This is a genomic window from Lepagella muris, assembly GCF_004793975.1.
Classification (GTDB): Bacteria; Bacteroidota; Bacteroidia; order Bacteroidales; family Muribaculaceae; genus Lepagella; species Lepagella muris.
In genome coordinates, this window is the sequence record NZ_SRYB01000046.1 from 1 (window position 1) to 12,304 (window position 12,304).

Below are 12,304 nucleotides of genomic sequence, written 5' to 3' on the forward strand. Positions count from 1 at the left end.
CAGATAAGCGCACGAACATAAATGCGATCGCATTTATGTTCGTGCGCTTATCTGTTGCCTACGTACTGATGAAAAAACGAGTCTTGACGAAGACAAAAAAATAAAGGGTGATAACCTCCACGGTCGCACCCTTTGATAAGTTTCTACAGGTAAAAAATCTTAAGGTAAAAAAGATTGTTTTTAGGTTCGGTGCAAAGTTATCACTTTATTATGGACTGACCAAATCTTTTCTACCAAAATGTTAGAAACATGTTGTAAAACATATAAATTTTACCCCCATTTGAGTAATTCCACCCCTTTTTCATCCAAAACGGCGTAACTAAATGTTCGAATCCACTCTCCAAGCACGATCATCTCGCATCCTTTGGCAATCTCTTCCCTGCTTAGAATATGCACGTGTCCGAACATAAAATAATCCACCTCCGGATGCCCGGCATGATATTCCACTACAAACTTACGCAGTCCTTCAAGCAATTTGTTGTCGGGTATGCCACGCTCCTCACCGCTCTTACGGCTATGGCGGCTCCATTTATATGCAAACGGCACCGTCCAACGAGGATGGATCGCACTGAATGCCCATTGACAAACCTTGTTGCGGAACAAACCGCGTATCAACCGGAATGCCGGCGGCAATTTGCCTACCCCGTCTCCGTGGGTCATGAACACGGTCTTTCCGTGGATTTTCTCTACAAGCACACCATCTACCACCCGTATGCCAAGCTCATTCGGCAGATAGTCGAAAATCCAGATATCATGATTGCCGATCATCCACACTATCTTGACCCCCGAATCTGAAAGCTCCGCAAGTTTCCCGAAGAACCTCACAAATCCACGCGGCACCACGTAACGGTATTCATACCAATAGTCGAGCACGTCGCCGAGAAGATAGATGGCATCCGCCTTATCCTTTATCGAATCAAGAAACGCCACTACCCTGCGCTCTGCATCATGTGAATCGGGGAAATATGGTGCCCCAAGATGCAGGTCGCTCAAAAAATAAGTTTTCTTCACCGGTATTCCTTTATTTGTCATCGGAGGGGTATCACATGAAACCAAGCTCCAGTTTCGCCTCCTCACTCATCATATCCTGCGTCCACACAGGTTCAAACACCAGACGGAGATCCACTTTCTCCGGACCCTCCACGCTCATCAACTTCTGACGCACATCCTCCATGATGAAATCTGCCGCCGGACATCCCGGTGCGGTAAGCGTCATGTCTACCTGAAGCGTCTTGGTCGACGGATCATAGTCTATCTTATAGATGAGTCCGAGATCATAGACGTTGACCGGTATCTCCGGGTCATACACTGTACGGAGAAGCTCGATGGCGCGATCCGTCACACGCATCACCTCATCGGCTTCCGTCTCTACCTTTCTCACCTCCTCTTGGTTTATCCCCTCTCGGTTATTCTCTTCCAGGTTTATCTCTTTATTTTCCATATCTATTTATCTCTAAATTTTTAGCACGACACTCTAAAAAATGCCGCCATTATTAATTCAATATGCAAAGTTAAACAAAAAACACCGCTTCAAATTCCAATAATACCAACATTTTTCATCCTTTTAAAAGTTTTTATTAACTTTGCACGTGATATGTACGCCTTTTTTCATGCCACGTGGATATGAAATTTCCAATTGCGTCACTTCAACAATATTTTTTTAACAAAACAATAACCAAGTATGAAATCTTACAAAAAAATTATCATCGTGCTCCTTGCCGCAATTTTCGGCATGGGTGCTGCGCAGGCACAGTTCCGTTTCGGTGTGAAGGCAGGTCTTAACCTCAACAGCCTTCATCTCTCCAATCTTGGTGACAATTTCACCGACGACAATAGTTGCGGCTACACTCTCGGCGTCATGACAGAGTTCCAGGTGCCCATCATCGGCATCGGCTTCGACCTCTCCGCAATGTACACCCGCATGAACTCCGACATCAACGTGGCTCCTGCTGAGGGTGAACACGTGGCATACAACAAGAACTTCCTCGAAATTCCACTTAACCTCAAATATAAGATCGGCCTCCCCCTCATCAGCAAGATCATCACTCCCTACGTGCTGACCGGTCCGGCATTCGCTTTCAAGCTCGACAAGAACTCTGTCGATGCGTTGAAGACAAAGACCTGCCAGGTGGCTTGGAACGTAGGCGTAGGCGTTGAGCTTATCCAGCATCTTCAGATCACCGGCTCCTACGGTTTCGGTATCAACAACATCGCCGACCATTGGGTGAATACCGAGTCTGCCAAGGTTAAGAACAACTACTGGACCGTAACAGCCGCTTGGCTATTCTGATATTGATGCGGTATAAACTTCAGTAGCAATCTCTAACGGTAACAATAACTATTAGATAATGATAAGGAAATTTCTTATCCTGACGACGATACTCGTTTCTGCCCTGACTGCATCCGCAGAGTTCAGATGGGGTCCGACTGCCGGCGTCAACTTCTCTACTTTCCATTGGAAACAAGACCTCGCCAAAACCTCCATGCTATGCGGTGGGCAGGCGGGTGTCATGGGCGAGATAATGATCCCGGGCATCGGATTCGGCATCAATCTCGGTCTTAACTACAACCTCCATGGTGCACACGTCGACTTCGGAGAGCATGAGGTATGGGCATCCGACGGTATAAAGAACCAGGACGTATGGCTCCACACAATCGAGATCCCCGTAAATCTGAGGTTCAAATGGACTCGCATGAACGGTTTTGAGCGCACGCTCGCCCCGTTCGTGTTCGGCGGACCGGTATTCACATTCACGGCTGCCACCAACGATGCTCCGGCTGTGGAGCATCCCGCTGGCTACGTGGCTATGCAGTGTGGTGCCGGAATCGAGCTGTTTGAGCATTGGCAGATCTCCGGTGGCTATTCCTGGGGCATATCCTATCAGGTGCGCACCTATAAACTCGACAACTATTCCGCACAGTATCGCGGCGGATTCATCAACGTGGCTTATCTTTTCTGAATCTTGTTTGCTGAAGTTATACTACCGCTCCCACTCTATTCCACCTTCACTTATTCCGTCCCGGAAGATATGGCAGACGGGGTGCAGGTCGGGTCAAGAGTGCTTGTGCAGTTCGGCAAAAAGAAATTCTATACCGCAATCGTGGAATGTCTTCACTCGCAGAAGCCGGAAGGCTACGACGTGAAGCCTCTGATGGCGGTGTTGGACTCATCCCCCGTAGTCCGCTATCCCCAGCTTAAACTCTGGCATTGGATAGCGGACTACTATCTTTGTGCCCCCGGTGAAGTCTACAAGGCTGCCGTGCCCACCGGGCTGAAGCCGGAAAGCGAGACTTATCTCTCGCTGAATCCCGACTACGAACCCGATGAGAGGAACCCTTTCAAGATCACCGAGCGCCAGGCTATCGTAATCCAGTTTCTTCAGGAGAAGAAGAGGATGCGCCTTTCCGAGCTGGAGACTGAGACCAAATTCCGCAACGTGGCAGCAATCGTCAATACCCTCATGGATGCCGGTATTGTTGAGATCGACGAGAAGGTGGTGGAGCGTTACCGCCCTAAGAAGACCACTTACATGCGTCTGACTTTCCCACGCGGTGACAGCGACAGGCTGCATGAGGCGTTTGAACAGGTGAAGCGTTCGCGCATGCAGGAGACCACGCTGATAGCCTATCTCGACATGTCGGGATGGATGTCGCCCAACGGGGAGTTGCGCGACGTGGAGCGGGATAAACTCCTTGCCCTCTCCGGTACATCACCTGCCGTGCTGCGTGCCCTCGTTGAGAAAGGGATAATGGAGACAGTAAAGAAAAGCATCAACAGGTTTACAGCAGCCGACGATACTGAAGAAAAAATCAACCTCTCCCCTCTCTCTGCCGCCCAATCTGCGGCTCTGAATCAGATTACAGATGGTTTCCGTCAGCAACCCGTGCAGCTTCTCCATGGCGTCACCGGTAGCGGCAAGACGGAAGTATACACTCATCTCATAGCCCGTGCCCTCGCGCAAGGCGACCAGGTGCTCTTCCTCGTACCGGAAATATCACTTACCACCCAACTCTCCGACCGACTCAGGAAGGTGTTTGGACGACGCCTTCTCGTATATCATTCAAAATTCTCCGACTCCGAGCGTGTTGACATCTGGCGCAGACTCCTTTCAGGCAATGAGCCCCTTGTGGTGCTCGGTGTCCGCTCCTCTGTATTCCTCCCGTTTGCCCGTCTCGGACTCGTAATCGTGGATGAGGAGCATGAATCCTCATTCAAGCAGTATGACCCGGCTCCGCGCTACAACGCACGCGATGCTGCCCTCGTGCTCGCATCAATGCATGGTGCGAAATCCCTCCTCGGATCCGCAACCCCATCCATCGAGACTTATTATAAGGCTACGTCCGGCAAATACGGACTCGTGACGCTCTCCGAACGCTTCGACGGTGCCACACTACCCGACGTCGAGATCATCGATATGAAGGAGATGCGCAAGAAGAAGGAGGTGAAAGGGATAATATCATCCCCACTCCGCCGACGCATTCTTGACACCCTGACCGATAAGAAACAGGCAATCATGTTTCAGAATCGGCGCGGGTTCGCTCCGGTCGTTGTGTGCGAGCAATGCGGATGGTCGCCGAAATGCCACAACTGCGACGTCTCTCTCGTATATCATAAGAATCAAGGACTTCTCCGTTGCCATTACTGCGGATTCACGCAGATGCTTCCCAAGCTATGCCCCGCCTGCGGACTCAACGGGGTGCGCACGTTCGGCTACGGCACCGAACGTATCGCCGAGGAGATTCAGGCGGCATTCCCCGACAGCCGCGTGACGCGCATGGATCTTGACACCACCCGCAATAAAGAGGCTTATCAGGAGATAATCGAGGAATTTTCACGCCACGACAGCGACATACTCGTTGGGACGCAGATGGTGACAAAAGGGCTTGATTTCGGCGATGTCACCACCGTAGGTGTGCTGAATGCCGACACCCTGCTTAATTTCCCCGACTTCCGGAGCAACGAACGTGCCTACAATATGCTCGAACAGGTGGCGGGACGCGCCGGCAGACGTAAGCAACGCGGTTCGGTAGTGATACAGACCGTAAATCCCGACCATGAGGTGCTCCAATATGTCAAGTCGCACGACTACGCCACCTACTACCATCGCGAACTTGAAGACCGTCGCAAATACCTATATCCCCCTTTCACGAAAGTGATCAACATATATATAAAAAACAAAGACGCCGCCGGATGTGATCGGGCGGCGATAAAGCTTGCAAAATCAATGATAGGGGTATTTGGCAGTCGTGTCCTTGGACCAGAGAAACCCTTCGTGTCGCGTGTCGCCACCTACTACGTCCAATCCATCATGCTGAAAATCGAAGCCGGAGCCTCAATGAAAAAAGTAAAAGACCTCCTGCGGCAGATCACCGCCGTCCTCTCATCCGACCCCGACATCCGCACCTCCCAACTCCACTACGACGTCGACCCGGTATAACACTCCGCAACCGGTCACATGACATCTTAAACCAATTCTCTGATTCTTGCAATTAATGAATCTGCCTTCGGTCTAAAATTCTTATAAGTATCTTCATCACAAAATATGAAATCATCATAGTCATTTGAATGACGAATTTCAAAAATCTCATTAAAGAACTTACCATGATCTAATTCCAGAATACCGGTTTTTATAAATTTCAATCCTAACATTGTCCTAACTCCGGCATGTGTAGTAGCGTTTAATCCGTTTGATATCAACAATGCAGTTACAGCATAATAACATGCATAGTACAATCGATTCATTGCTCCACTATACATACAATTCTTCGCAAGACAATCAGCCTCACACAATGTTTCTTTAGAACGTTCCAACCGATACTCTGTCAATCCTATACGAATATCATCGTTTAATTTATCAGTCATAATTGAATACCATCTTTACGGACATTTACTGTGAAAGGAGTCATCCGAGATTCCCATACACTCTTAGGAAGTATTAATGGAGAGATATCCACACCCAAATCCAAAGAAAGATCATAAAGCCTTCCAGAAATTGCACTACGACGCCTCACATAATGAAGCCCAGCAAAAGTATCCGGCAACAATATCAACAAATCAATATCCGAATCAGGACGAGCCTCTCCACGTGCCTCCGAGCCATAGAGGATAGTATCCGCCTCTGGCGCAAATCGTCTTAACTCCGATGCTATTCTATTAACCATATTCTCCCTTCTCATATTCCAATGATTCCTTTATTGTTATAACAAACCTACATCCAAATTATTGCATCTTCTCACACAAAAAACAGCCCCCTAAAGAGGGAGCTAAAGTGACCATCATCTCTTCAACTCCCCCTTTAGGGGGCTGTAGGGCCATGCCTCTGTAGGGTCATGCTATTGGGAACTTACCCTTTCCCTTTACCGTTCCGCTCTCATCGGATTATTCAGGAAATCATCGTATGCCAAACGGATACCATCCTCAAGCTCCGTGCGATAAGTCCAGCCGAGACCAGCAGCCTTGCTCACGTCAAGAAGTTTACGCGGTGTGCCGTTCGGACGGCTCGTATCCCACTTTATCTTACCCTCATAACCGATCACCTTCGCCACAAGCTCCGTCAACGCCTTTATCGTCAACTCCTTGCCAGTGCCGGCATTGACAGTCTCATTACCACTATAGTTATTCATGAGGAAGACGCAGAGATTCGCAAGGTCGTCCACATAAAGGAACTCACGGAGCGGCGAACCGTCGCCCCAGCAAACAACCTCCTCAAGACCCTGCTCCTTCGCCTCATGGAATCGGCGGATAAGTGCCGGAAGCACATGGCTATGCTCCGGATGATAATTGTCGTTCGGACCATAGAGATTCGTCGGCATCACGGAGATGTAATCCGTGCCATACTGACGGTTGAGATATTCACAATACTTCAAGCCGGAGATCTTCGCAAGCGCATACGCCTCATTGGTCTGTTCCAGCGACGACGTGAGCAGACACGACTCCGACATAGGCTGCGGAGCCAAACGCGGATAGATGCACGACGATCCAAGGAACTCCAGTTTCTTGCAACCGTTCCTCCAAGCCGAATGAATCACATTCATCTCCAGGATCATGTTCTCATACATGAAATCCGCCAGTGCCGACTGGTTGGCGATGATACCGCCAACCTTAGCCGCAGCCAGAAACACATACTCCGGTTTCTCCTCAGCGAAAAACCGCTCCACCTCATCCTGACGCGTCAGGTCAAGTTCCTTATGAGTACGCGTGATGATATTCGTATAACCCTGGCGTTCCAGTTCACGAACAATAGCGGAGCCCACCATACCCCGGTGCCCCGCAACATATATCTTAGAATTTTTTTCCATTCTGTCAAAAAATTAAAAAATAAGTGATAAGTCGCTGCCAAGGCAGCGAGGATAAGCGGCTTCGCCGGGATAAGTCGCTGACGCGAGAATAAGTCGGCTGCGCCGAGGATAAGTCGCTGGCGCGAGAATAAGTCGGCTGCGCCGAAGATAAATCGGCTTATCTTCCGCATAGCGGACTTATATTATTATACGCGCCTACGGCGCCTTATTCTCCGCACAGCGGACTTATACATGCCGAAGGCATCTTATTCTCCGCGCAGCGGACTTATACATGCCGAAGGCATCTTATTCTCCGCGTAGCGGACTTATCTTCGAGAAAGGGATCGTGAAATAAAGCCTCCAGCTTTATTTCACGATCCCTTTCTCGAGGTACTCCGCCAGGTTCAGCTTCACCTGTTCGCCGGCACGCTCCACAGCCACCTTAGCCATATCCGCGTCAACCATCAGATTCACAAGCTCCTCAAACGAAGTCTTCTTTGTCGGATCCCAGCCGAGCTTCTCCTTAGCCTTCGTCGGATCACCCCACAGGTTGACCACATCCGTCGGACGATAGAAGTCAGGAGACACCTCAATCAGCACCTTACCCGTCTTCACATCAATACCCTTCTCATTCTCACCCTCACCCTCGAAGCGCAACTCGATGCCAGCACGCTTGAACGCATGATAGCAGAACTCGCGCACACTATGCTGCTCGCCCGTGGCGATCACATAATCCTCAGGCTCCGGCTGCTGAAGGATAAGCCACATGCACTCCACATAATCCTTCGCATAACCCCAGTCACGGAGCGACGACAGATTACCTAAGTACAGTTTCTCCTGCTTACCCTGCGCGATACGTGCAGCCGCAAGAGTGATCTTGCGCGTCACAAAAGTCTCGCCGCGACGCTCTGACTCATGGTTGAACAGGATACCCGAGCAGCAATACATATTGTACGCCTCACGATACTCCTTCACGATCCAGAAACCATACAATTTAGCCACAGCATACGGGCTATAGGGATGGAATGGGGTCTTCTCATTCTGCGGAACCTCCTCCACCTTACCGTAAAGCTCCGAAGTGGAGGCCTGATAGATACGACACGTGTCGGTCAGACCGCTCAGACGCACAGCCTCCAGTATGCGGAGCACTCCCGTGGCATCCACATCAGCCGTAAACTCCGGAGAATCAAACGACACCTGCACATGGCTCTGTGCAGCAAGATTATAGATCTCATCCGGGCGCACCTTCTGCACCACCTGAAGAATCGACATCGAGTCACCCAGATCCGCATAATGCAGATGAAAATTCGGATGACCCTCCAGATGCGCGATACGTTCACGGAAATCCACCGACGAGCGACGGATCGTGCCATGCACGTCATAACCCTTCTCCAACAACAGTTCAGCAAGATACGAACCATCCTGCCCCGTAATACCGGTAATAAGTGCTTTCTTCATTATATCAAGTAATTATATATTATTATCATTCGCATATACACACGAATCAGGGGGAGACGCTCCGTGAGCGCCTCCTTCCAAATCGTTAATACATTTCAATCAGAAATCAATACAGCCAATCGAATTTTATTTTCGAACCATCTACAAGCGAAAATGACCGAAAAGAATTCGGAGAATCATTGGCAACAAAATCTATAGGGTTAAAATTCGGTTTTGACATAGGGAAAGCCCCATGAAATAAAACGTAGTGAAATGACCGTTTCCCAAAGAAAATATTCTTGGAGAGTAAATTTTCAAAAATTGAGTCAAAATAACCTACCAAGCAATTATCTGAAATGAATTTTTTCCTCACCTCCTCCTTTACATTCATCAACTTTGGATTCGACTTCATTTCAATGAAGATACATTTGTCTGCCGTAATAAAAACATAGTCGCTATGCTGATTATACCCCCACTTTTTCGGGATAGATTTATCTCTTACTATTCCCTCAAAACCTATATGCTCCAGTTTCAGCACCAAAGTGTCTTCAGGCATATTGACTACAGTGACTTTCTTAAGTACCGCATTTTTGTCCGATTCTACACAATCAAACGAAGAAATGCCGGGATTACATCTCTCAGCATTCGCAAGACCTACCGATAAAAAATCATCAGTTTTCATAGTCAGCAAGCAGTATATCTTGTTGCATAAGATTCACCATCTTCAAAGTATCGTCTAAAAGAAGGCCTTCAAATCCAAAATCAGGATTAAACGTAGATTCCACCAAAGTATCCACTCTCTGCCGACGGTTAAATCCGGGTATTTTTATAAGATCTCTCTTTGCAGAATAAACCGATACCGATTCATGTGAAATCAAAGACCCCTTATTAATCCCATACTTATCAAGAATTTCATCCACTGCCTTACTTCCATTATGATTTCCAAGCAAAAGAAGATTATTCACTTCCCTGACGATATAATCGCTATGAGTGGTAATCATGACCCTCAGCCCAAACTTTACAAGCATAGTCAGCAATCTCGCCATCATGATCTGTCGCGAAGGATGAAGATTCAATTCAGGCTCATCAATGATGATCAACTGTCCGGGAGCAGCCACATGTTTCAGATAGAAAAACAGATCCATCAGGGCTCTCACTGAGCTGGCACTCTGCGCCATCTGATATTTTCTTTTGCTTCCAGTCGGTTCAAAAAGCACGTTGCCTGTTGTAGAATCCTTCGCATACCGTCCTCCTGCAATCTTGACAAACTCCTCCAATATATCGTGGTGAAGTTCACATAAATTTCCAGATAATCTTGAAATGAAATCAAAATTTCTTATGAAATCCACGTTATCCTTTATTGGAAGCGGGTATCTTGAATTTATAGCTGAATCTTTGTCATTAGGTATGGAAACCGTTACTATATCATTACTGAAGATTGCAGCCCCTGTACGCTCTGCGCTTGTCACAAATACCGAAGGGAGGATTTTTCCAAAAATAACCTCCTTAATGACATCGGAAAACACCAATGCCAACATTGATTTAAACGAATTGCTTATAAGGTTGCTCCCCTCCGCACTGATCCAAGAGAAATGCAATTTATCGCCGGCTCCTTTCTTTAAGACCTGTACCATCTCAGTACTATTGTTCTTAAAATTCTTACTATACGAATCAAGAATCCTCACATCCTCCTTTTCAAGGACAATTTTGAACGTAGAGTCCTTAAACATAGTCTCTGGAGCGGCAAAAGTGACGTAAATCCTACGGGAATACTGCTCACAGGCATCAGCAACAATCAGATTCAATTCATCCAACGACTTATCCACATCATAGACAGCACTACCCGAATTAATGAAATCCCCTATAAAATCATCAGGCAATTTTAATCGATAGATAGTATTAAAAAAATACAGAAAGCCATAAAAAGCATACGAGGCATACGATTTTCCGGAATTATTATCGCCACAAATAATCGTAAATGGAGAAAGCCCAAACTCTGCCCATCTTATCACTCCGATATTTCCCAACACTATCTTCATTTGTCTAATAAAGCATATAATTTAGAATTATCCACAAAATTAGTCAAATTAATCAATAATACAAATCATACCACTGACAATTCGCATCCTTCCATAATAAAATAAATACGCCTCACATCATTCTTCCTCAGCGATCTCCGAGAACTCCGTGGTTGTTTCACTTTAGATCCGTCTCAATCCCACTATCGCATCAGCTATATATGAGCTGTTTTTTGGAATCCACTTCCTGCCGGAAGTATGAATTTTTTATAGCATCCTCACACACGAGATCCACTTTCCTATTAAACAAAGACTCAAGAGCCGTCTGAAAATCAAAGAAATTATCAGCATATTCAAGCAAAGGTATCTCCTCTTTCCGAAATCTCACAAGAAGATCCACATCGCTATTGCGATTAAAACGAGATGTCAGTATCGACCCAAACACATACAAAGTCTTGACTTTGTAGCGTCTACAAAGTTCAAGAATCTTGGATATGTTACGGTCTATTAAATACATCTATTAAAATTCCATCTATTAGGATAACGCCAATTATACGCATTTGTTGCTTATGCTAAAAACTTCCCTGATTGGCTCTCTCATATATCAGAAATTTATCATGGTTGACAGATTCCACTGCAAACTCCTTAAGTCTGCCATTCTCAACAAGATCAACCTTTATCCCAAGAATATTTTCCAAATCTATCATCATGCCACATATCTTAAGCAATGACAAACGATTCGACTTATCATAATCCACAAGGATATCAATATCACTTGTCTCAGATTCCTCCCCTCTTGCATACGAGCCAAACACCCAAGCCCTTACAACCGGTTGGGTAACAAAATAAGCAGCTATCTTAGGTAATAATTTTTTGACTCTATCTGTAATCATATCAATATACGCCAATACAATGTGAATACAACACAAAATTAAACAATATATTGAAATCCACAAAATATCATCGCAAATTAAATTTCAGGCTGCGCCCCAACCGTACTCAGCCGTGTCGGTTAGAGTTCCGTGCCCTCGCCCACGGGCGAGGGGTCCCGACCAAGTTCCCGTAATACTCCAAAAATACTAATGAAGGCGATACCTGACAACCCCCATCACAGTCTCTTGCGAGTGAGGGCGACTGGAAAACCTCTCGTCTCCATTATCGTCATAATAATAAGTATTAAGCATGCCATCCGGAAGTATATTCTTCAATCTTCTGATTTTATACTTGCCGCTATCCGCCAGATGAATCAGAAGCACATCCCCGGTTTTCACTTTCCCGCGAACCTCATCAGCCTTCATCTTCTCTGCAAGCCATTCCTCATCACTATGAATATTCACAGGCGACATACAGTTACCGGAAATCTTTATCCTATGAAAAGAAGCAGTGTTCCGATAAGAACCATCCGGTAGCTTTATGACCTTAGACTCCTCAGTGTAAAGTCGGCATTGACAGCATCCTCCATGCGGCTCATCAGAGCTACCTGCGAAGGTAGTGTACACAGTATCCTTCTTATTCCTGACAAGCCAGAGATACAGCCCACACAATACTAAAAACAATACAAATATAATTAC

At 46.7% G+C, this 12,304-nt stretch carries 14 protein-coding genes; 3 read left to right on the forward strand and 11 right to left on the reverse strand.

Annotated features, from left to right (window positions below):
* Positions 1 to 270: 270 nt before the first annotated feature.
* On the reverse strand, positions 271 to 1,032 hold the full coding sequence (locus tag E5331_RS18935) for a UDP-2,3-diacylglucosamine diphosphatase (protein WP_123482237.1): 762 nt from the start codon (positions 1,030 to 1,032) through the stop codon (positions 271 to 273).
* A 10-nt stretch (positions 1,033 to 1,042) separates the two neighbouring features.
* Positions 1,043 to 1,348, reverse strand: coding sequence for a metal-sulfur cluster assembly factor (locus E5331_RS18940; protein ID WP_123482339.1), 306 nt, complete (start codon positions 1,346 to 1,348; stop codon positions 1,043 to 1,045).
* 333 nt (positions 1,349 to 1,681) lie between these two features.
* On the opposite strand from E5331_RS18940, the gene E5331_RS18945 reads away from it, so the two are divergent.
* From E5331_RS18945 to priA, 3 genes are read left to right on the forward strand one after another with little or no spacing between them, the layout of a single operon-like run.
* Complete coding sequence (locus E5331_RS18945) at positions 1,682 to 2,290, forward strand: porin family protein (RefSeq protein ID WP_135986299.1); 609 nt, start codon at positions 1,682 to 1,684, stop codon at positions 2,288 to 2,290.
* A 58-nt stretch (positions 2,291 to 2,348) separates the two neighbouring features.
* The gene (locus E5331_RS18950; protein WP_123482239.1) at positions 2,349 to 2,960 is read left to right on the forward strand and encodes an outer membrane beta-barrel protein; all 612 of its coding nucleotides are present in this window, start codon (positions 2,349 to 2,351) and stop codon (positions 2,958 to 2,960) included.
* A 3-nt stretch (positions 2,961 to 2,963) separates the two neighbouring features.
* Positions 2,964 to 5,438: a replication restart helicase PriA gene (priA, locus tag E5331_RS18955; protein WP_275441307.1), complete on the forward strand. Its 2,475-nt coding sequence runs from the start codon at positions 2,964 to 2,966 to the stop codon at positions 5,436 to 5,438.
* A 26-nt stretch (positions 5,439 to 5,464) separates the two neighbouring features.
* On the opposite strand, the gene E5331_RS18960 is transcribed toward priA, so the two are convergent.
* The 9 genes from E5331_RS18960 to E5331_RS19000 form a co-directional block, all read right to left on the reverse strand.
* Positions 5,465 to 5,863, reverse strand: a complete 399-nt coding sequence (locus tag E5331_RS18960) for a HEPN domain-containing protein (protein WP_123482241.1) — start codon at positions 5,861 to 5,863, stop codon at positions 5,465 to 5,467.
* A complete protein-coding gene (locus E5331_RS18965; RefSeq protein ID WP_123482242.1) occupies positions 5,860 to 6,177 on the reverse strand; it encodes a nucleotidyltransferase domain-containing protein in 318 nt (105 codons plus the stop codon). The genes E5331_RS18960 and E5331_RS18965 overlap by 4 nt, the downstream gene beginning before the upstream one ends.
* A gap of 180 nt (positions 6,178 to 6,357) precedes the next feature.
* On the reverse strand, positions 6,358 to 7,299 hold the full coding sequence (locus E5331_RS18970) for a GDP-L-fucose synthase family protein (protein ID WP_123482243.1): 942 nt from the start codon (positions 7,297 to 7,299) through the stop codon (positions 6,358 to 6,360).
* A 345-nt stretch (positions 7,300 to 7,644) separates the two neighbouring features.
* Positions 7,645 to 8,736, reverse strand: a complete 1,092-nt coding sequence (gene gmd, locus E5331_RS18975) for a GDP-mannose 4,6-dehydratase (protein WP_123482244.1) — start codon at positions 8,734 to 8,736, stop codon at positions 7,645 to 7,647.
* Between the two features lie 106 nt (positions 8,737 to 8,842).
* A complete protein-coding gene (locus E5331_RS18980) occupies positions 8,843 to 9,397 on the reverse strand; it encodes a hypothetical protein (protein WP_123482245.1) in 555 nt (184 codons plus the stop codon).
* Positions 9,387 to 10,754, reverse strand: coding sequence for an AAA family ATPase (locus tag E5331_RS18985; protein WP_123482246.1), 1,368 nt, complete (start codon positions 10,752 to 10,754; stop codon positions 9,387 to 9,389). The genes E5331_RS18980 and E5331_RS18985 overlap by 11 nt, the downstream gene beginning before the upstream one ends.
* Positions 10,755 to 10,944: 190 nt before the next feature.
* On the reverse strand, positions 10,945 to 11,250 hold the full coding sequence (locus E5331_RS18990; protein ID WP_123482247.1) for a nucleotidyltransferase family protein: 306 nt from the start codon (positions 11,248 to 11,250) through the stop codon (positions 10,945 to 10,947).
* 55 nt (positions 11,251 to 11,305) lie between these two features.
* Positions 11,306 to 11,626 (reverse strand): nucleotidyltransferase family protein, encoded by a 321-nt coding sequence (locus tag E5331_RS18995; RefSeq protein ID WP_123482340.1) that lies wholly within the window; start codon positions 11,624 to 11,626, stop codon positions 11,306 to 11,308.
* Positions 11,627 to 11,812: 186 nt separating this feature from the next.
* Entirely contained in the window at positions 11,813 to 12,289 is a 477-nt protein-coding gene (locus tag E5331_RS19000) for a hypothetical protein (protein WP_168355309.1), read from the reverse strand.
* Positions 12,290 to 12,304 lie beyond the last annotated feature (15 nt).